The sequence below is a fragment of the Enterobacter sp. TMH.L2 genome (genome assembly GCF_050847315.1).
GTDB lineage: Bacteria > Pseudomonadota > Gammaproteobacteria > Enterobacterales > Enterobacteriaceae > Cedecea.
In genome coordinates, this window is the sequence record NZ_CP193791.1 from 3,643,113 (window position 1) to 3,663,617 (window position 20,505).

Here is a 20,505-nt window from a genome sequence, read left to right on the forward strand (position 1 = left end):
TCAGACGGCTTCTTCGGTGCCCGGCACCGGCACATCCTGCAGCGTTCGCTCGAAGCTGCGCAGACGTTTGTAGATAGACATCAATTCAACCAGCGTGGTCCAGGAACTGATCAAGTACTGGAACGAGCCGCGCACCTGGCCAAAAGCGTTGGTGATCTGCTGCATCAGCCCCAGGGTAATCGCGCCTGCGGCAATAGAAGGGAACAGCAGGAAAAGACCAAACACGTTGTCTATCTGCAGATAAAGAATCCGCACAATATTAAAGTAGGTGTAGTGGAAGTAGAGACGGAAATAGTTATGCCGCACGTCGCCAAACAGCGCTTTAACCGTTGGCGGCGTAGCACGGCTGCCGTCGTCTTCCCCGTAAACCAGCTCTTTACGGTAGGCGGCCTCAACTTTTTGGTTATTAAACTGCAGCCCCGGCAGCTTTATCCCGACCGCGGCCAGCAGGCCGGTTCCCATTAGCGACCAGATAATCGCCGCAATCACCAGGCCATAAGGCACCGCCCCGACAATCGGCAATTCTTTCACGTGTGGAGACAGCGCGACAAGAATCGGCAGGAAAGCAATCAGCGTCATCACCGACTGCAGCAGGCTCACACCCATATCCTCAAGCGTTGAGGCAAAGCGCATGGTGTCTTCCTGCACACGCTGGGCAGCCCCTTCGATATGGCGCAGCTTCTGCCAGTGCTCCATATAGTAGTCGTTCATCGCCGTGCGCCAGCGAAACACATAATGGCTGATAAAGAAGCTGTTCAGCACGCCGACGGTGACATAAATCAGCGCGATACCAAGAAACACGCCGGTTTCGCTATAGAATCGCTGCAGCGGGACTTTATTCGGGGACGCTAACGCGGTTTGGATAAGGTCAAAGAACGGTGCATACCAGGCGTTGATCGCCACGCCCAGTTCGACCATAAACCAGGTCACAAAGACGATAAGCGAAGAGCCGAGAATTGACCAGCGCTGCCACGGATGCGGACTCACCAGTGCCCATACACCGGCAAAAAGGCCCACACTGACAGCATAAAAAGCATAAAAAACAAATGCTTTTAACGTCCAAAAACGTGCCGCACTGATCGGTATTTGCTGGCTGGCACCCGCAAGGTTTTCCAACCAGAGGCCGCCGCCGGCCTGCCAAAATATGACTGCGAGTAGTCCCCATATTGCCGCCGAAAGAAAAAACAGCTTCGGCGACGGGAAGAAAGATTTGAACATGACAACACTCCTGGGACGACTTTTTGTTGTTATATCTGCCGGTTATAGCGAACGTTCTACGATAATGCTTGCAGAATGTTGTATCAAGGAGTGAGAGAGGCTTACATAAGCTGGCGCCAGCCCTGGAGACAGGCCTCGGCCGTTTTTATGCGGGGGCCAGGAGACCGTTGTGCCCCTTCCCCGCTACCACAAGGCGGGGTTCAGGCCTGCCAACGCACTTCAAAAACGTGGCACGCCTGCCTGAAGATTAAATCGTGTAAAGCCTGGCGTGGCCAAAAGGCCGGGTTTTAAAACGGCGGTGCAGCCACAGATACTGCTCCGGCGCGCGCATAATTTCGTGCTCAATTTTACGGTTCATATAGGCTGCGGCGGCCTGCTCATCTTCGCCGGGATAATCACAGAACTCCGGCTCGATGACCAGCTGGTAGCCCGTCCCACAGGGCTTGCGGATCAAAACCGTGGTCAGAATGGCGGGTTTTGCCAGACGGGCAATAGTAAAGGTACCGTTGGTTGTCGCGGCCTGTTGAACCGCGAAGAAAGGCGCAAAAGAACTGCCTTTCGGACCATAGTCCTGATCCGGGGCGAACCACACCGCCTCGCCGGATTTCAGCGCTTTCACCATTCCCTTCAGGTTACGCCTGTCGAGCATCGCTTTGTTGGAGCGCGAGCGCCCACGGGTTTGCACATATTCCATGACTTTGTTGTTGTGCGGCCGGTACATCGCCATCATCGGGCGACACAGCCCCATGACGCGCCCGCCCAGTTCCAGCGACATAAAATGCACGCCGATAACCATCACGCCTTTGCCTTTGTCGCAGGCGGCATTGATGTGCTCGAGGCCACGAACATCAAACCATTTTTGCACTCTCTCATCCGGCCAGAACCAGGCCATACCGGTTTCAATCAGTCCCATGCCGAGGGAGGCAAAGTTTTGCCGCACGGTGGCCTCAACCTGCGCTTCGCTGTAGTGCGGGAAGCAAAGGTGAAGATTCTGGCGGGCAATGGTGACCCGGCGCTTGAGAAAATGCATCGAGAAACGGCCAATCAGGTCGCCCATTTTCATCAATACCGGGTACGGAAGCTGAACCCACAGCCAAAGCACACCCAGCCCAAACCAGGTTAGCCAATAGCGAGGATGCAGGAGGCACTTATAAAACAGCGGGTTAGTAGACATATTCACTTCTTTAATGCGAGGGGATGATGTATCGCATAAAGAATTGAATCAATCGCGGTACGCCTTAAGCCGTTACTAAGATTCCGGGGTTCAGAAATAGTTGCACTCAGACCGTTAATAACGAGCAGGATAATACGCACTTTTTGCTAAAGCAGCGTAGCGAAATCATCGGTCTTTAATCTTATTTAAGATCTTTCTTTATGGTCGCCGGGCAACAGCGCCAGCCTGAGTGTAAAAACAGGCAAAAAATGCTTTATTAAACCGCAACTGACAAACTTTTGTGCGTCATCTGGTGATGTAACGCACGGTTACGCTTTTCAGGCCGTAAAGGCTGAATTGACGCTTTGCATAAGGGCGCGGAGTAGTATAAATACCTGCTATACCGCCTTATTTTTTAAACTGGATTTTTGCGTTGAAAACTCGTCTTCCTCGTCTTCTTTTGCTGGCCGCTGCGCTGCTACCGGCGCTCAGTTTTGCGCAACCGTCTCCGGCACCTGAATTTGCCGCCGACGTTGTCGATCGCTATGCCAACCATATTTATTACGGCAGCGGAGCCACCGGCATGGCTATCGTGGTGATTGACGGTAACCAGCGGGTGTTTCGCAGCTTCGGCGATACCCGGCCAGGCAATAACGTTCGCCCGCAGCTGGATTCCGTGATCCGCATCGCCTCACTGACAAAGCTGATGACCAGCGAAATGCTGGTAAAAATGCTCGATCAGGGGAAGGTTCAGCTCAACGATCCGCTCAGCAAATATGCGCCTCCCGGCGCCCGGGTGCCGACCTTTAACGGCCAGCCGATTACGCTGATTAACCTGGCCACTCATACCAGTTCCCTGCCGCGCGAACAGCCCGGCGGCGCAGCGCACCGCACGGTGTTCACCTGGCCGACGCGGGATCAGCGCTGGAACTGGCTCTCGCAGGCCACGCTGAAAGCCGCCCCGGGTACCGTGGCCGCCTATTCAAACCTGGCGTTTGACCTGCTGGCTGATGCCCTGTCCCGTGCAACCGGCAGGCCATATGCCGACCTGTTCGATGAGCAAATCGCTCGCCCGCTGGGGATGAAAGACACCACCTTTACCCCGTCACCAGACCAGTGCAAGCGCCTGATGATTGCCGAGAAAGGCGCCAGCCCTTGCGATAACACGCTGGCGGCGGTGGGCAGCGGCGGCGTCTATTCTACCCCCGGCGATATGATGCGCTGGATGCAGCAATTCCTCTCTTCCGACTTCCATCATCGCGGCGGCCAGGCAGACAGAATGCAAACGCTGATTTATCAGCGCAGCCAGCTGCATAAGGTCATTGGCATGGATGTGCCGGGAAAAGCCGACGCGCTGGGCATGGGCTGGGTCTGGATGTCACCGAAAGAGGGCCGCCCGGGCATTATTCAGAAAACCGGCGGCGGCGGCGGCTTCATTACCTATATGGCGATGGTGCCGCAGAATAACGTGGGCGTTTTTGTGGTGGTCACACGCTCGCCGCTGACTCGCTTCGTTAACATGAGCGACGGCGTGAACGATCTGGTGACTGAACTTAGCGGTAATAAGGCTGTAGTAACACCGGCATCCTGAGGATTGCGCGCGGCGTTTAGCTTACCGCCGCGCCATTTTTACGGCGCTTCTTATCCACATACATAAGCGTGTCCGCCTCGCGTATCGCATCGTCCGGCGTGATAGTAGCCGGATTCACGGCGATAGCCCCGATGCTGGGCCCCGCATAATCAATCACGCAGGATTTTAGCTGGTACTCGCCGCTCAGCAGCTCTGCCAGTCTGGCACGAAAAGCCATGGTCGCTCGCAGAGCTTCGCTGTATTCCGTGGGCCCCGCACCGGCAACGATAAACTCATCGCCGCCCAGGCGACCTAATATTTCGTCCCCCCTCACGCCCTCTTTCAGCCGCTGGCCGATGGCGCAAAGGAAATCGTCCCCGGTTTCATGCCCGTGCAGATCGTTTATCTGTTTAAATCCATCCAGATCGGCAAAGGCCACCAGCACGTAGCGGGCGTCATCTTTGGCGCGCGAGAACAAACGAGGCAGCTGATCGAAGACCGCGCGGCGGTTAGGCAACCCGGTTAATTCATCGGTGTAGCTGGCGGTCGTCAGCGCGACGTTGGCCTGCTGAAGCTTTTTCAATAGCTGCTCATTCTGAATCTGCTGTGCAATCAGCTGAGAAAACAGCTGCAAGACCTGTTCGCTATGATCGGTCAGCTCGCGCTGTTCAGAACTGGCGGCGCAGAGCGTGCCGTAGAGCGAACCATCGGCAAGGGTCACGGGCGTGCTGACGTAGGTCACAATCCCCAGCGCCTTTGCCGCTTCAGAGTCACCCCATACTTTTGCGACATCGCAGGTATAGCGGCGGCCTTCGTCTAAAGCGCGTTTACATAGCGTGTCTTCCCAGGGCACGGAAAGCCCTTCGGGAATATTCATCGCCTTGGTATTGCGGGAGAAAACAATTTGCTGCTGGCTACCCTCCGCATCAATGCGGGTCAGGTAGGTGGATTCCATGTTAGTCACCAGCTCCAGCATTTCCAGCAGCTGTCTGACCAAACCTTCCAGGGTGTATTCGGCGTCTAAAGCGGAAGAGATTCGCTCAATCAGATTATCAATCATCACACTGAAATACCTTTATCGGAGGTGCAGACTTGCGCCGGGAAGCGCACTTTTTACCGTATCACAACGGCAACTTCTACCCCTCAAAATATGATATTTCTGCCGGTAATTAAACCTTGCAAAATGTAGCGACTTAGTGTGAATGCAGCTTGCCCCGGGAATCCAGAGAGATAAGCACCACCGAAGAGATAATCAGCAGCGACCCCAGCCAGTCCGGCAGCGTAAAGCTAATGCCCAGCAGCAGCACCGAGAGCAATGCGCTGCTCAGCGGCTCCGCGCAGCTAAGAATGCTGGCCTTTGGCCCGCCAATCATTTGCGCCCCTGTCAGGTAGAGGCTGAAAGTGATCGCCGTGCCGACTATCACCAGGTAGAAGAAGGCCAGCAGCGTGCCGCCGGTGGCGGTGAAACTGCCGATCTGGCTGGCGTAAAACGGCAGCAGCGCCGCGCCGCCCAGCAGCATACTCCAGCCCACAACGGGCAGTGTGCCGTAGCGAGCAATCAGCTTCGAGGGATAGGTCGTGTAAAACGCTGCGGCAAACGCGGAGGCGATACCCCAGAACAACGCGCTGCCGGAAATGGTAATCGACGCTGGGTTGCCATGAGTCACCAGCACAAACGTCCCGATTAACGAGGTGCCAATCGCGGCATAAACCAGTTTGCCGGAACGCTTTTTCCGCACAAAGGCAAACCAGGCCACGATAATGGTCGGCGAAAGGAATTGCAGCACCGTCGCTGTCGCGGCGTTTGACTGTTCGATGGTCAAAAGGAAGGTCAGCTGCACCGTCAACGCGCCGCAGAGGGTAAAAATCAGCAGGGAAATCAGGTCGTTTCGTTGCTTAAACACGGCGAAGATTTTGTCCCCGTGCATAAACGACAGCATCAGCAGAATCAGGCCGGAGAACAGCAGTCGGAGCATGGTCAGTGACGCCGAGGAAATATGGCTTTGCTCCATGATGTACTGCGCACAAACCCCGGAGCTTCCCCACAGCACCGCCGCAAACAACACATACAGCATCCCTTTCCGACTAACGCTCATTCCCCTGCCCTTTTAACACCCGTTTCTTTAGCGCAGCATGATAGCGTAAATCAGGGAGGATTAGTTGCCGAACGTTGCTGTTGTCCACCTCCGGCCTGGCATAATCAGCGGCTATCGTAGATTGTAAATGACACTTACCTGAATGAATTTTTTTTTCTCGTGGTGTGCAACCGTAATCGTCTCCTCGGGATCGCTTCCTTTCCAGCACGTTCCATCGATAAAACAATCATCCTGTTTTGTATATCCTTTTTCCTCCAGATAAAGATCAACTTTGCTGGAGTCATCAATATCATAAAAGCTGACTGCATGGATAAATGCGGCAGGTCCGGTAATATTCACATAATTAAAGTCGTAGCGGGGGGAAATACGCGGCATTTGTCGCAGGATATCGGGGGTATAAAATTTATATTTCCGCTTGTCCTGTTCGGTGTAATGGGCGCTACCCTCAAAGCTCATCTCTATATAGGGCCAGGCCCAGATCAGCCCGGCGGTAATCACCACAGCGACCGCGATAAGCACTTTTAAAGCGTTACGCATAAGGCAACGTCCCTCCCTTTGCTTTATCGATATATGAGCCATCGGCGCTGACGACCCTGACAATGCCTGTACGGAAATCGTTCCACGGCCTGGCGGTTTGCATAAAGTTATCCTAAATCCGGGAAGGAGACGGACGTTGCTATCGGCAACTTCCGGTACAGCAAAAGTAGCGGCAATCAGTAGTCATAAATGACGGCGATCTGGATAATATTTTTTTCTGCCAAATGGCTTACTGTGATCGTCTCCTCGGGATCGCTCCCCTGCCAGCAAGCAGCTTCTATAAAGCAATCATTTTGTTTTACATACCCTTTTACATCCAGATAGGTATCTATTCTGCTGGAGTCAGCAACATCATAGAATCGGATCGCATGAATAAATGCCCCAGGCCCGGTAACGTTCACATAGTCAAAGTCGTACCGGGGGGAAATCCGCGGCATTTCTCGCAGAATATCGGGGGTATAAAATTTATATTCCCGTTTGTCCTGCTCGGTGTAATGGGCGCTACCCGCGAACTCCATTGTTATATAAGGCCACGCCCACACCAGCCCGGCGGCAATCACCACAACGACCGCGGTAAAAATTTTTAAAGCGTTACGCATAAGGTAGTACCCCGTTTCTTCCATTATCGATATATGAGCCATCGGCGCTGACGACCCTGACAATACCTGAGCGGAAGTCGCTCCACGGCCTGACGGTTTGCATAAAGTTAGGCAAGTTGCCCTTGTAAGGTCTGGCGTTGGGGAAGATATCGGGGTCGGGAAACAGCAGCGGCCGGAACGATTCGTTTTTCCAGCCGCCAATTTTGCCGTAATGATCCCAGCGTTTAAGCGCTTTTTCTCGGCTGACTACACGTAACATGCCAAATGGCTTTGGGATAGAAACAACCCGATAGAACCCCAGCAAATTTGACACCAGATCCTCGCCGCTAAATCCGCTGTCCGTCACCAGGCTAACGGGGAATGACGCCTGCAGCCCTTCGAACTTGCGCGCCAACGACATCATCATTGCCAGCGCAATACTTCTGCGCTCAAGTGGGGTGCGGCCACGTTTAATCCGCCATTTAATAAATTTGCCCATTTTAATCAGTCGGCCCGGGCTGGTCATAGCCTGTGAATAAGCTACATCGTAATACTCCTTTTCCTGCCTTTCCCCCGAGTCAATGTCCCGCAACAAATTTCGTATATCGGTCCCCTGAGCGTGGCCCAAATCGACCCATCCCAGTACTTCTGTATAAATAAGACCATGGGAGATATCAACAGCAACCTCTCCACCAATTATATCACTCCGCTTGCTCATCGCTTTACACTCCTTGTTCAATAGATGAGATTTAATTTATGCAGTCACCTGTTTCATTCATCATAATTATATTACCCAGACATCACATCATTAAATATAATAACTCATAAAACAAACCCCTCTCGATTATATATAATCTCTCAAACCAGGAGATAAATTGCCACTGGAGAATATAAAATAAAAACTTAATTAATATTTAATTATAAATAACGCCAACCCGATTAAAAGCAGCTGGCGTTATTGGGGGGGACTTTAGTGGGTTTTACGGCGCAGCAGCTTAAAGGCAATAAAGAGGAACACTATCCAGGCCGGCAGCAGCATGGCAGACACGCGCATCCCGTCAATGGTACACATCAGCCCCAGCACCATCATCATAAAGGCGATGCACAGGTAGTTACCGAACGGGTAAAGCAGCGCCTTGAAGCGGGTTTCATGCCCCTGACGGCGCATCGCGCGACGGAACTTGATGTGCGCCAGCGAAATCATGATCCAGTTCAGCAGCAGCGTTGCCACCACCAGCGCCATCAGCAGGCCAAAGGCGTCATGCGGCAGCACATAGTTGAGGACGACAACCAGCGAAGTGATCGCGCCAGACAGCAGCAGTGAATTCACCGGCACGCCACCGCGGCTGACTTTCGCCAGGAATTTTGGCGCATTGCGCTGCACGGAGAGGCCGAACAGCATCCGGCTGTTGGAATACACGCCGCTGTTATAAACCGACAGCGAAGCCACCAGAATCACGAAGTTGAGCGCCGAGGCAACCACATTGCTGTTCAGCTCGTGGAAAATCATCACAAACGGACTGCTGTTGGACTTGATCTCCAGCCACGGGTAGAGCGAAAGCAGCACCACCAGCGAGCCGATATAAAACAGCAGAATGCGATACACCACCTGGTTCACCGCTTTCGGGATGGTGGTTTGTGGCGAACGCGCCTCGGCCGCCGTAATACCGATAAGCTCCAGCCCGCCGAACGAGAACATAATCACCGCGAGGGACAAAATCAGCCCGTGCCAGCCCGTGGCGAGGAAGCCGCCGTGCTGCCAGAGGTTGCTCACGCCCGCGCGCTCGCCGCCGTGGCCGGAAGCCAGCAGCCAGATGCCGAAGCCAATCATGCCGACAATCGCCAGCACCTTAATCAGCGCAAACCAGAACTCCATCTCGCCATAAAGGCGCACGTTCACGAGGTTCGCGGCGTTAATCACCACGAAGAACAGCGCCACCCAGGTCCAGGTCGGCACGTCCGGGAACCAGTACTGCATATAAATGCCGCCGGCGGTCAGCTCTGCCATGCCGACCAGCACGAACATCACCCAGTAGTTCCAGCCGGACAGGAAGCCGGCAAACGGCCCCCAATATTTATAGGCAAAATGCGAAAACGAACCAGAAACCGGCTCTTCAACCACCATTTCACCGAGCTGGCGCATGATCAGAAATGCAATGATCCCCGCCACGCCGTAGCCCAGCAGGACCGCAGGCCCCGCCATTTGGATCGCCGGGCCAATGCCGAGAAAGAGTCCGGTGCCGATCGCACCGCCCAGCGCAATCAGCTGAATATGGCGATTCTGCAAGCCGCGCTGTAATTGATGGCCATCCTCCGGCCCCGCACTCTGGCCCTGTGGCTCAGAGGCGACTGACGTGTTTTTCACGCCCTGCTCCTTTGTGATTTGTCAAAGGGGCACCTTTTAACACCTGAAGCTAAGAGTGGCAAGGAATGGTTACACTTCGGAAATAATCCTTGGTGAATGTTATGCTCACGCCCGTTTATCACCGGAGGAAAGGAGCAGGCATTGAAAACGCAAAAACGGGCGCTGGGCTGCGTGGCTATCGTCGTGGATGATTACGACAAGGCGATTGAATACTACACCCAAAAACTGGGCTTCACGCTCGTGGAGGACACGCCTCAAGAGGGAAAACGCTGGGTTGTGGTCACGCCAAACCCGGAAAGTGATTGCCACCTGCTGTTAGCCAAAGCCACCAACGAACGCCAGCAGGCTTCTATTGGCGATCAGTGCGGCGGCAGGGTTTTCCTTTTCCTTCACACCGATGATTTTTGGCGCGATCACGCCATGATGACGGCCAACGGCGTGCATTTCTGCGAAGTTCCACGAGAGGAAGAATACGGCACGGTTGCCGTCTTTGAAGATCTCTACGGCAACCGCTGGGACTTGCTCCAGCACAACTAATACGCTTTGTACGGGCTACGGAAGTAAAAAGTTAAATACTCTAAATAATTCAAGCTACAACAAGGCGGCAAGGCCAGTCATCCCCAGGAGCATAGCTAAACTATGTGACTGGGGTGACAAATCCGTCGGGAACGGATTTGAACGCTGCTCGCAGCGGCCCTTTAGGGTGAGGCTCATGGATAAGCCGAATAACAGGTGCGGTCAACGCGGGTATAGCTTGAAGAATGACGAGTATAAGGCATAGCGTTTCGTTATTAGACAGGCAAGATCTGGGCTTTTATCTTTCGTCATGATTTGTAAATTTTACAGCAAAAAATCTTGAGGGAATGCTATTGGCCAGGTTACTTGACGCATTACAAACAAAACCCACGCGCTTTCGCCTGGCCTTACAGGCAGCCCTGATTAGCAGCGTGGTGGCTTTCTCCGGCGCGGCGGCGGCCGATGACCTCTTAAAAGAGGGCATCACGCCCGCCACCGACGCCAGTCAAATCCCGGCCACGGCCAAGCTGCGCAAAGACACCGTGGTCGCCGGGATTTCCGAACCTCAGGGGATCTTCAACCCTTACTTCTTCGTTAACGGCTGGGATGAAAACGTCACCAACGTCATTTTCTCACGCCTGATCGACTGGGACAGCCATGGCAATCTGGTCCCTGGCCTCGCCGAAAGCTGGACGGTCAGCCCGGATGGCAAAGTCTATACCATCAAACTGCGCCCTGGCCTGACCTTTAGCGACGGTTCCCCGCTGACCGCCGAAGACGTCGCGTTCACGCTCACCGTGCTGTATGACCCGAAATATGATGGCGATACCGACATCACGCTCGCCAACATCGCGGGCGGTGCCGAATACAAAGCCGGGAAAGCCGACAGCGTCAGCGGCCTGAAGGTGATTGACCCGCTCACGCTGCAGGTCACCACCACCCAGCCGGGTGCGACCACGCCAGGCAAAATCGGCGGCCCCGTGCTATCGAAGGCGTACTACGGCAAAGGCTACCAGCGCGGCAACCTGGATTACCTGCGTACCCTGCACGGCAAACCGCTGGGCAACGGCCCGTATGTGTATGAGAAATACATCCCAGGGCAGGAAATTCGCTTCCACGCCAACACCCATTTCTATCGCGGCACCCCGCCAACGCCGCGCTTTATTTACCGCGTGACTAACCCGTCCACCAACTTCCAGCTGTTCCAGACCGGCGAGACGGATTACGACGCCTTTACTTCCCGCCCGGATGATATTGAGCAGCTAAAACTACTGGGCTTCGCCAATATCAACCTTTACGGCTCCAGCGACTACAGCAAGGTCGAATTCAACGTTCGCCGCCCGGCGCTGCAGGACGTAAAAGTTCGCCAGGCGCTGATCTACGGTCTGGATCGCCAAAAACTGATCGACGTGGTCTACCAGGGCTACGGCACGGTCGCCAACGAGCCGATCTCGCCGATTTCCTGGGCTTATAACCCGGAGGGCGTGAACCCGTATAAATTCGATCAGGCGCAGGCGAAAAAACTACTGGATGAAGCAGGCTGGAAGCCTGGCCCGGACGGCATCCGCGTGAAGGACGGCAAGCGCCTGGAGCTGACGCTGCTGGTCAGCAAAAAAGTGCTGAACGACGCGCTGATCCCTATCGCCAAAGAGAACTGGCAGCAGATCGGCGTGCTGCTGAAGCCGCAGGTTGTCGACTTCAATGCCCTGATGGCGCAGCGTAAAGCGGGCAACTACGATCTGGCCTCCTTTAGCACCAGCACGCTGAACGATCCGCACGACGGCGTGTGGGATTACTACAGCACCGAAGCCAAAGAATCCGGCTATAACAATCCGCAGGTGGACAAGCTGATTAACGAAGGCAATGCCATCCTCGACGAAGAAAAGCGCAAGGCAATCTACCACGAGCTGTATAAAGTACTGGCGGCAGATCCCCCGGCGATTCTGCTCGGCAACCGCAAAATCCTGTCCGCCAGCAGCGCCCGCGTCACCGGCTTTAAGCCAGACATCTACAACGGCCTGACCGGCAGCCTGCCGGATGTGAAAATCGTTAAGTAACGCAGTAACCCTTGCCGCCACCCTTTCACCGGGGCGGCGGCAGTGAGAACGTGATGAAAAATTTTATTCTGCGCCGCCTGCTGCAAACCCTGCCGATGCTGCTGCTCGCCTCGTTTATTATCTTTATGCTGTTTGCAAAAACGCCCGGGGATTTTATCGACGGCAATATTACGCTGACCGCCGCCCGCGCTGCCGAGCTCAAAGCAATTTACGGCCTCGACCAGCCGCTGTTCACCCGCTACCTTCACTGGCTTGGGCAACTGCTGACGGGAGACCTGGGCTTCTCTCTGCAATATCAAATCCCCGTTAGCCAATTGCTGAACCAGTACATCTGGAACTCTTTCCTGCTGGCCGCCATTGCGCTGGTGTTTTACTGGGGGATTGGTCTGGCGGTGGGGATTGTTTCGGCCATGAGACCCAATTCGCTGTTTGATCATCTGGTCAGCGTGCTGGTGTTCGCCGCCATGTCTTTCCCGACCTTTTTCCTCTGCCTGCTGCTGATCAAGTGGTTCGCGGTAGACCTGCACTGGCTGCCAGTCGGCGGCATGACCAACACCGGCAGCGACGCCACCGGCTGGGCCTACGTCGTGCAGGTTGCCGCCCACCTTGTGCTGCCCGTACTCGCGCTGGTGATGCTGCAGGCGGGCAGCCTGACGCGCTACTTCCGCGCCAGTATGCTCGACGTGGTGAAAATGGACTTTATCCGCACCGCCCGCGCCAAGGGGCTGCGCGAGCATACCGTTATTCTTAAACACGCCCTGCGCAATGCGCTGCTGCCGATCATCACCCTGCTGGGCTTTGAGCTGCCGGGGCTGTTCTCCGGGGCAATCATTACCGAAAAGGTCTTTAACTGGCCGGGCGCCGGCCACATTCATATTGATTCCCTCGCCGCCCGTGACTACCCGGTTCTGATGGGCTTCACGCTGTTTCTGGCGGTACTGACCATCCTCGGCAACCTGATTGCCGACGTGCTTTACGCGTGGGCCGACCCGCGCATTCGGGTGAGGTCGTGATGCTCAGTTCTCTGTTTTCTACCAATCGCCGCCTGCGCAAAGCCGAAATTCCGGCGCTGGCACAGGTGACGCCTTCCCCGTGGCATCAGGCCTGGCAGGCGCTGAGGCGCAACCGCCTGGCGATGTTCTGCCTGATTCTGCTGATAGTGATGGCAATCTGGTGCGCCCTGGGGCCGCTCTGGTCGCCGTGGAAGGACGACGCCACCGACGCCCTGATGATCAACAAGCCGCCTGGCGAAATCCACTGGCTGGGCACCGACTTCCTCGGGCGCGATGTCTACACCCGCCTGCTGCTGGCCGGGCGCATCTCATTAATTATCGGCCTGCTGACCATGCTGCTCTCGGTTACCCTCGGCTACCTGCTCGGCGCGATTTCCGGCTATCTCGGCGGCTGGACCGACAAACTGATTATGCGCCTGGCGGATCTGGTGATGACCATTCCCAGCCTGCCGCTGCTGATCGTCGCGGGCGCGATGCTGTCGGAGCTCGACTTCTCGCCGGACTCGCGCATTTACATGGTGGTTATCATGCTGAGCCTGCTGGAGTGGCCGAAGCTGGCGCGCCTGGTGCGCGGGCAAATTCTCTCCCTGCGTGAGCGCGATTTTATGCTGGCGACCCGCGTATTAGGCCTTTCCGCCCGCCGCCGCCTGTTCGGGCACTTGCTGCCGAACACCATTCCAATTCTGGTGGTGATGGCGACGATGGCGGTGGCCAACGCCATTCTGATGGAGTCCGCGCTGAGCTACCTCGGCCTCGGCGTCGTGCCGCCCACGCCTTCGTGGGGCAACATGATGGACAGCGCCAACAGCCTGATCGACTTCCAGCGCCGCCCGTGGCTGTGGATGCCGCCGGGTATCGCCATTTTTATCACCGTGATCGCCATTAACGTGCTGGGCGACGGCCTGCGCGATGCGCTGGATCCGAAAATGAAGCGAGGCGCGAAATGAACGAAGCGCTGATTGAGTTCAATAACCTTTCCCTCTCCTTCGCCGGAGAGCATGGGCGCGTGCGTGCCGTGCAGGACGTGTCGTTTACCGTTCGCGCCGGGCAAACCGTCGGCGTCGTCGGCGAGTCAGGCTGCGGCAAAAGCGTGACCGCCATGTCGCTGATGGGGCTGCTGCCTCCGCAGGCGGCACGTATCGACGGCGGCGAAATCCTGTTTCAGGGGAAAAATCTGCTGGGCCTGAAGCCCGCGCAGATGGCAGATTTGCGCGGCAACGAACTGGCGATGATTTTCCAGGAGCCGATGACCGCCCTGAACCCGGTGCTGACTATCGGCGACCAGCTTTGCGAGCCGCTGATCCGCCACCGGGGCGAAACGCCCAAGGCCGCCTGGCAGCTGGCGACACAAATGCTGACCGACGTCGGGCTGGCGCGAGCGGAAAGCCTGATGGCCAGCTACCCGCACCAGCTTTCCGGCGGGATGTTACAGCGCGTGATGATCGCCATGGCGCTGAGCTGTCGGCCAAAGCTGCTGATCGCCGATGAGCCGACGACGGCGCTGGACGTCACCGTTCAGGCGCAGATCCTACGTCTATTGCGGGATCAGGCTCGCCAGCACCGTATGGCGCTGATGCTGATCACCCACGATCTCGGCGTTATCGCCCAGATGGCCGAACACGTCGTGGTGATGTATGCCGGACGCATCGTTGAGCAGGGGCCAACGGCGGAGGTGCTCCGCAATCCGCTGCACCCTTATACCAAAGGGCTGATTTCTTCCCGGCCTGTTCCCGGCGAACGCCGCCGCAGGCTCTATTCGATCCCCGGCCAGGTGCCCGATTTAGCCGCCCTGCCGCCCTACTGCGCCTTTACCGATCGCTGTGAACGTGCCACCGAGCGCTGCCGCCAGGGCATTCCGTCGCTGCTCGGCCAGCAGCGCCAGGCCGCCTGTTTTTACAGTGAGTTAGCGGAGTCCGCATCGTGAACACTCAGTACGTTATTGAAGTCGAAGGGCTCAAAAAACACTTCCCGCTGCGCGACGGGCTTTTTGGCCAACAAACTGGTGAGCTGCGCGCGGTCGACGGCGTCAGCTTCAACATTCGCCAGGGCACGATTTTCGGCCTCGTGGGCGAGTCCGGCAGCGGAAAAACCACCGTTGGCCGCACCCTGCTTGGCCTGTATGACAAAACCGCCGGTAGCGTGAAGTATCGCGGCAAAGAATTGAGTGAGTTGAGCGCCAAAGAATCGCGGGCGCTGCGCCCCCAAATCCAGCTGGTATTTCAGGATCCTTACAGCTCTTTAAACCCGCGCATCCGCGTGGGCGATGCCATCGGGGAAGCGATGCTGGAGCACAAGCTGTGCACCCGCGCCGAACTGCGGGACAAGGTGCTGGAAGTGATGAAGATTTGCGGGCTGGCACCGCAGCATTACACCCGTTTCCCGCATGAGTTTTCCGGCGGCCAGCGCCAGCGCATCGGTATTGCCCGCGCGCTGATCCTTAACCCCGATTTTATTATTGCGGACGAACCGATCTCGGCGCTCGACGTCTCCATTCAGGCGCAGATCATCAACCTGTTTTCCGATCTGCGCGACGAACGCGGCGTGACGTTTCTGTTTATCTCGCACGATCTCGGCGTGGTGGAGCACCTCTGCGACGACGTCGCGGTGATGTATCTCGGCCAACTGGTGGAAACCGCCAGCCGCGACACGCTGTTCAGCCGACCACTGCACCCGTATACGCAGGCGCTGTTAGCCGCGGTTCCGACGCTGGATCCGGACAGCGAGCCGGTGGCCGCCATTCAGGGCGAAATCCCCGATCCTTCTCGCCCGCCTTCCGGCTGCCGCTTCTCCTCGCGCTGCCCGCTGGTCACCGACCGCTGCCGCCAGGAGGTCCCGGCGCTGCGGGAAGTGGGCGATGCTCATCGCGTCGCGTGTCATTTGGTGTAGCTCTGTGATTCAGGCAGACAGCGGCCTGAGTACGCTGTCTGCCACCACCTGCCCTGACTCCAGCTTGATCAGCCTGTCCGCCAGCGGGAAATAGCGGTCGTCGTGGGTAATGGCGAGCACCGTTTTGCCTTCCGCTTTCAGCATCGGCAGCAGCACTTTGTAGAACACCTCTTTAAAACCGGGATCCTGATCCGCCGCCCATTCGTCAAACAGATAAAAAGGCCGATTCTCCAGCCACGCCTGCAGCAGCGCGAGACGTTTACGCTGCCCCTGAGAAAGCGCGGTGGTCGAGAAACGCCCGCCCCGGAAGGCCACTTTGTGGTCGAGCTTCAGCAGGTGCAGCAGCTTGTTCACCTGGTCCGCCGTGCGCTCGTGGACGTTATCCACGTCATCGAACAGGAAGAAATCATTGAATACCACGGCAAAATGCTGGCGGTAGATCTCACGCTGCTCGGGCGTTATCAGCCTGCCGTTTAGTCGGAGGTCGCCGCTGTCCGGCGGGTAAAGGCCCACCAGCAGATTGGCCAGCGTGGTTTTCCCGCTGCCGTTGCCGCCCACCAGAAAGACCAGCTCGCCCTGAGTGAAACGAAGATTAAGCGGCCCGAGAGTAAAACGTTCCCCCTCTTCGCCCTGATATTCGTAGCGAATATCGGCCAGCTCAAGGCCGTCAAAACGCGGCGGGCTTTTCAGCGGCAGCAGCTTTTCCTGCGGCAGATCGGTTTTAAGCTGGGCGATTCGCTGGAGCGCGATGCGGGCGCTGGTCGCCGTCGGCAGCGCCGACAAAACGCCTTCCACCGGCACAATCATGTACAGAAAAATCATCGTGTAGCCGGTCATCACCGCCGAACTCAGCGCCAGCGACTCCCGCAGCCAGTAAAGCACCACGCCGATAAACGCGAAGAACAGCACGCTACCCCAGCTCTTCGCCAGGCCGTAAAACACATACCCACGAGTGCGTTCGATGCGCACCGCCTCGATATTCTCGCTCAGCGGTCCGTCGACAAAATGCCGCCTGCGCGACGGGTTCAGGCGAAACTCGCGCCCGCCATCGAACAGTTTTTTACACTGGGCAATCAGCGTATCTTCCCGCTGCCGCGAGCTACGCAACAGCCCCAACGCTTTACCGTGGGCGGCGCGGTAGCCCATCGCCCCCAGGCCAAGCACCAGCAGCGCCAGCAGCAGGACCTGCCACGACAGCGTGCCGAGGTAAATCAGGCAGCCGACAATCGCCGCCCCATAGATAAGCAGCCCCGGCAGGCTGACGAAAAAGACCACCAGCGTGTCGAGATCCTGAGTCAGAATGGACACCGCTTTTGCCATGCCGGTTTTCTCCAGCTGCGCCCAGGCGGTTTCGCTGACGTGATCCACCACGTCTTTGCGCAGCGTGGCCTTCACTTTTTGCCCGAGCCACATAAACAGCGTTTCGGCCAGCACGCGGGTGCCCAGCATTAACGCGGCCAGCAACACAAACTTCAGCGCCACGTCGGCCAGCCCGCCGGGCGGCAGCGTCAGGCTATGGTTGATCACCGCCAGCAGCGAGGCGTTGCTTAACCCGCTGACCACGCTGGCAAACGCCGCCAGCACCAGCCAGCCGCCCACCAGGCGGAACAGCATCATTAACAGAGACATTGTTACTTCCTTTTCGACATTACTCTGCCGGCGCTATTGTTGATGTGTATGCGCCCGGCTACGGATCAGCGGCCATACCAGCAGCGGTACGCCGACCAGCGACGCCACCAGCCCCACGGGCAGCTGACGCGGATAGAGAAAATTGCGGCCCATCCAGTCCGCCAGCACCATAATCAGCGCGGACAGCAGCGCGGCGGTGAACAGCTGTGCCATCGGGCGTTTCGCACCGGCTTTTCTCGCCAGATGCGGCCCCAGCAGCCCGACAAACGACACCGGCCCGACGATCAGCGTGGCCAGCCCGGTCATCAATGCGGCCAGTGCCAGCACGCTGATCCTCGCCCTGGCGACATTCACGCCCAGCGAACCGCTCACCTGCCCGAGCGGCAGCAGCAGTAGCCAGCGTTTGCACAGCGGAGAAACCGCCAACAGCAGCAACATGGCGAAGGACACGCCGATGGCGATGCCGTTATTGACGTAGTAGGTGCTGCCGGTCATCAGCTGCAGCAGCATCGAACTGGCCTGGCGGTTATTCAGCATCACAATGCTGGCGATGGCCTGGAACAGCGCGTTCAGCGCCAGACCGTTCAGCAGCACCCGCTGCGGGTTAAAGGCGCTCTGGCGGCTGCTCCACAGCGTTACCAGCAGGCTGATCAGCGCCCCGGCGGCGCTGCTGAGGATCATCAGCCCCGTTCCGCCCGTGGGGAACAGCAGCAGAAATGCCGTCACGCCCATCGCCGCCCCGCCGCCAATGCCGAGGATCTCCGGGCTTGCCAGCGGGTTACCGCTGACGCGCTGCATCAACACGCCCGCCGCCGCCAGCAAAGCCCCGGCGCTCAATGCCGCCAGCAGGCGCGGCAGGCGCATCGGCAGCAAAGCGGGTTGCTCCGCAAGGGTCGTCCAGTGCCAGCCGTGCAGCCCCTGGCCGACAAACAGCGACAGCACAACAGCCACCAGCAGCAGCGCAGAAGCCATGCCCGCCGGGAAGCGCACGCCGCCCGCTTCGCCTTCGTAAGCTGAAGGCGTGGTATCCAGTACCTGGTGCCGGGCCTTGCCCGCCAGCAGGATTAGCAGCGGGCCGCCGGTCAGGGCAGTTAACATCCCCACCGGCAGCAGCTGCCCGTCCAGCAGCGTGATACGGCTGACGCACAGGTCGGTGAACCACAGCAAACCGGCCCCAATAAGCAGCGAGTGGCTGAGCATTTGCCGGGTGGTACGCGCCCCACCTAAGCGCGCCAGGTGCGGGGCGGCCAGGCCGATAAAACCAATCACCCCGACGCTGTTAATGATTAAGGCGCTCATCACCAGCGCCAGCGCCATCGCTACCGAACGGATCAGCAGCGGAGAAGCCCCCAGGCTGCTCACCATCGCCTCCGGGAGCCTGAGCAGCGCCAGCGGGCGCAGCAACAACAGCAAAGCCAGGCCGCACAGCCCGAGCCAGGGCAGAATCGCCGTCACGCCGCTCCAGTCCTGCTGCGCCAGCGAACCGCCGCCCCACATCAGCACCGACAGCAGAAAACGGTCGTTGATCACCGCCATGATCATCGTCAGCGAGCCGCACCACAGGTTGACCAACATCCCCGCCTGAATCATCACCAGCGGCGACAGACGCTGCCGCCAGGAAAGCAGCAACACCAGCAGCAAAGCGACAACTTCCCCGGTAATCACTATGCCGGTTCGTGCAGAGAGCAGCGTCGCCGGGAACCACATCGACGCCACACCCAAAGCCAGCGTTGCGCCGGAAGTCATGCCGAGGGTAATCGGTTCCGCCAGCGGATTGCGCAGCGCCCGCTGCATCAGCCAGCCGCAAAGGGCCAGCACGGCGCCGCCGAGTAAGGCCATCACCTGGCGCGGGAACCACATGGAGTGCAGGATCACCGCCTGCGCGTCGGCCATTTTCGAGCTAAACAGCACGTTAAGGCCATGAAGAAGCCCGCCGTGCTGCGCGACGTTTTGCAGCGCCATGACGATGCTCGCCAGCCAAAGCCCGGCGATCGGCAGCCAGGAAGCCGTCGTTTTTCCCGTCTCAGCCATGCTGCCACCCCGCCACGATTTGCCCCAATGCTTCGGCAATGCGCGTGGCCGTCACCAGCGCACCACCGGAATTGAATTTTTGCGCCGGGAAAGCCAACTGAGTCTGAGAAGTGAGCGGCAGGCGCTGCCAGAGCAGTGAACTCTGCCAGCGTTGGATCTGCGGCCATTGCCCGTCCTCCGGCAAAAGAATCAGCCCGGCATTGTCTGCCCCAATGCGCGTCAGCTCGACCATAGCCTCGCCCTGCGCGTTAACGCCGCCGCGCCAGGCATTGCTGAAACCGCAGCGCGACAGCACATCTCCGGCGAGGCTGCCCGTGCCGTAAAGCCGCATATGCAGCGCGTCTACCGGCGTGGCGATAAACAGCGGACGTTGATAAGCAGAAGCGGATTCTCTGGCTCGAATCGCAGCCTGCTCAAAAGCCGCCGTGACCGCACGAGCCTGCACCTGGCGTTGGAGTACAACAGCCAGCTTATCGAGGGAAATTTGCCATTCGGCGAGACTGCCGGTTGGCAGCGTCAGCGTGGGCGCAATACGATCCAGCTGAGGCTTAAGAAGCGCATGACCCGGCGTGATAACGATCAGACCGGGCTTCAACGCATACAGGGTTTCGAGGTTTGGCTGAAACAGCAGGCCGATATCCACCACGCTGGCGGGGAGTTCCGGCGTGCCTATCAGCTTGCGATACCAGTCGGGGGCCGATACCGACTGCGGCGTCACGCCAAGCGCCAGAATCAGCTCAGTCAGCCCCCAGTCCAGCACCGCCAGGCGCTGCGGAGGCCCGGAAACGGCACCAGCCGCCCCGATAAACGGGGCGGCCAGCGCAAAGGTCAGTAAACGTCTGCGGGAGAGCATTCG

Annotated in this window: 18 protein-coding genes; 7 read left to right on the forward strand and 11 right to left on the reverse strand. The window is 57.8% G+C overall.

Annotated features, from left to right (window positions below; translation table 11 throughout):
* Entirely contained in the window at nucleotides 1-1,218 is a 1,218-nt protein-coding gene (gene sbmA / locus ACREYP_RS17555; protein ID WP_008454456.1) for a peptide antibiotic transporter SbmA, read from the reverse strand.
* Between the two features lie 247 nt (nucleotides 1,219-1,465).
* Complete coding sequence (gene lpxP / locus ACREYP_RS17560) at nucleotides 1,466-2,392, reverse strand: lysophospholipid acyltransferase family protein (RefSeq protein ID WP_498881004.1); 927 nt, start codon at nucleotides 2,390-2,392, stop codon at nucleotides 1,466-1,468.
* Between the two features lie 412 nt (nucleotides 2,393-2,804).
* Between lpxP and ampH the strand changes: the two genes are divergently transcribed.
* Complete coding sequence (gene ampH / locus ACREYP_RS17565; protein WP_008454453.1) at nucleotides 2,805-3,962, forward strand: D-alanyl-D-alanine-carboxypeptidase/endopeptidase AmpH; 1,158 nt, start codon at nucleotides 2,805-2,807, stop codon at nucleotides 3,960-3,962.
* 16 nt (nucleotides 3,963-3,978) lie between these two features.
* Here ampH and ACREYP_RS17570 read toward each other — a convergent pair whose 3' ends face one another.
* From ACREYP_RS17570 to pheP, 6 genes are all read right to left on the reverse strand, one after another.
* On the reverse strand, nucleotides 3,979-5,001 hold the full coding sequence (locus tag ACREYP_RS17570) for a sensor domain-containing diguanylate cyclase (RefSeq protein ID WP_008454451.1): 1,023 nt from the start codon (nucleotides 4,999-5,001) through the stop codon (nucleotides 3,979-3,981).
* A gap of 133 nt (nucleotides 5,002-5,134) precedes the next feature.
* Entirely contained in the window at nucleotides 5,135-6,037 is a 903-nt protein-coding gene (locus tag ACREYP_RS17575) for an EamA family transporter (protein ID WP_166876213.1), read from the reverse strand.
* Nucleotides 6,038-6,148: 111 nt separating this feature from the next.
* Nucleotides 6,149-6,574 carry a hypothetical protein gene (locus ACREYP_RS17580; protein WP_336818494.1) on the reverse strand — a complete coding sequence of 142 codons (426 nt, stop codon included), beginning with the start codon at nucleotides 6,572-6,574 and terminating at the stop codon, nucleotides 6,149-6,151.
* A gap of 176 nt (nucleotides 6,575-6,750) precedes the next feature.
* On the reverse strand, nucleotides 6,751-7,173 hold the full coding sequence (locus tag ACREYP_RS17585) for a hypothetical protein (RefSeq protein ID WP_008454444.1): 423 nt from the start codon (nucleotides 7,171-7,173) through the stop codon (nucleotides 6,751-6,753).
* Nucleotides 7,166-7,870: a hypothetical protein gene (locus ACREYP_RS17590; protein WP_008454442.1), complete on the reverse strand. Its 705-nt coding sequence runs from the start codon at nucleotides 7,868-7,870 to the stop codon at nucleotides 7,166-7,168. Before ACREYP_RS17590 ends, ACREYP_RS17585 begins: the two co-directional genes overlap by 8 nt.
* A gap of 252 nt (nucleotides 7,871-8,122) precedes the next feature.
* Nucleotides 8,123-9,517 carry a phenylalanine transporter gene (gene pheP, locus ACREYP_RS17595; RefSeq protein WP_008454440.1) on the reverse strand — a complete coding sequence of 465 codons (1,395 nt, stop codon included), beginning with the start codon at nucleotides 9,515-9,517 and terminating at the stop codon, nucleotides 8,123-8,125.
* A 141-nt stretch (nucleotides 9,518-9,658) separates the two neighbouring features.
* Here pheP and ACREYP_RS17600 point away from each other — a divergent pair, with 141 nt between their 5' ends.
* The 6 genes from ACREYP_RS17600 (at nucleotide 9,659) to ACREYP_RS17625 (ending at nucleotide 15,989) form a co-directional block, all read left to right on the forward strand.
* Nucleotides 9,659-10,054, forward strand: coding sequence for a VOC family protein (locus ACREYP_RS17600; RefSeq protein ID WP_008454438.1), 396 nt, complete (start codon nucleotides 9,659-9,661; stop codon nucleotides 10,052-10,054).
* Between the two features lie 326 nt (nucleotides 10,055-10,380).
* Complete coding sequence (locus ACREYP_RS17605) at nucleotides 10,381-12,090, forward strand: ABC transporter substrate-binding protein (RefSeq protein ID WP_442892455.1); 1,710 nt, start codon at nucleotides 10,381-10,383, stop codon at nucleotides 12,088-12,090.
* A gap of 53 nt (nucleotides 12,091-12,143) precedes the next feature.
* The gene (locus ACREYP_RS17610) at nucleotides 12,144-13,103 is read left to right on the forward strand and encodes an ABC transporter permease (RefSeq protein WP_008454434.1); all 960 of its coding nucleotides are present in this window, start codon (nucleotides 12,144-12,146) and stop codon (nucleotides 13,101-13,103) included.
* Nucleotides 13,103-14,050, forward strand: a complete 948-nt coding sequence (gene opp4C / locus ACREYP_RS17615; protein WP_008454432.1) for an oligopeptide ABC transporter permease — start codon at nucleotides 13,103-13,105, stop codon at nucleotides 14,048-14,050. Before ACREYP_RS17610 ends, opp4C begins: the two co-directional genes overlap by 1 nt.
* Nucleotides 14,047-15,027, forward strand: a complete 981-nt coding sequence (locus ACREYP_RS17620; RefSeq protein ID WP_336818493.1) for an ABC transporter ATP-binding protein — start codon at nucleotides 14,047-14,049, stop codon at nucleotides 15,025-15,027. The genes opp4C and ACREYP_RS17620 overlap by 4 nt, the downstream gene beginning before the upstream one ends.
* On the forward strand, nucleotides 15,024-15,989 hold the full coding sequence (locus ACREYP_RS17625) for an ABC transporter ATP-binding protein (RefSeq protein ID WP_008454429.1): 966 nt from the start codon (nucleotides 15,024-15,026) through the stop codon (nucleotides 15,987-15,989). Before ACREYP_RS17620 ends, ACREYP_RS17625 begins: the two co-directional genes overlap by 4 nt.
* 9 nt (nucleotides 15,990-15,998) lie before the next feature.
* Here ACREYP_RS17625 and ACREYP_RS17630 read toward each other — a convergent pair whose 3' ends face one another.
* Genes ACREYP_RS17630 through ACREYP_RS17640 form a run of 3 tightly spaced genes read right to left on the reverse strand, consistent with a single transcriptional unit; the run spans nucleotide 15,999 to nucleotide 20,502 of the window.
* The gene (locus tag ACREYP_RS17630) at nucleotides 15,999-17,618 is read right to left on the reverse strand and encodes a cyclic peptide export ABC transporter (RefSeq protein ID WP_336818492.1); all 1,620 of its coding nucleotides are present in this window, start codon (nucleotides 17,616-17,618) and stop codon (nucleotides 15,999-16,001) included.
* Nucleotides 17,619-17,651: 33 nt separating this feature from the next.
* A complete protein-coding gene (fhuB, locus tag ACREYP_RS17635) occupies nucleotides 17,652-19,649 on the reverse strand; it encodes an iron ABC transporter permease (protein ID WP_498881005.1) in 1,998 nt (665 codons plus the stop codon).
* Nucleotides 19,642-20,502 (reverse strand): ABC transporter substrate-binding protein, encoded by an 861-nt coding sequence (locus ACREYP_RS17640; protein ID WP_336818490.1) that lies wholly within the window; start codon nucleotides 20,500-20,502, stop codon nucleotides 19,642-19,644. Before ACREYP_RS17640 ends, fhuB begins: the two co-directional genes overlap by 8 nt.
* Nucleotides 20,503-20,505: the final 3 nt, after the last annotated feature.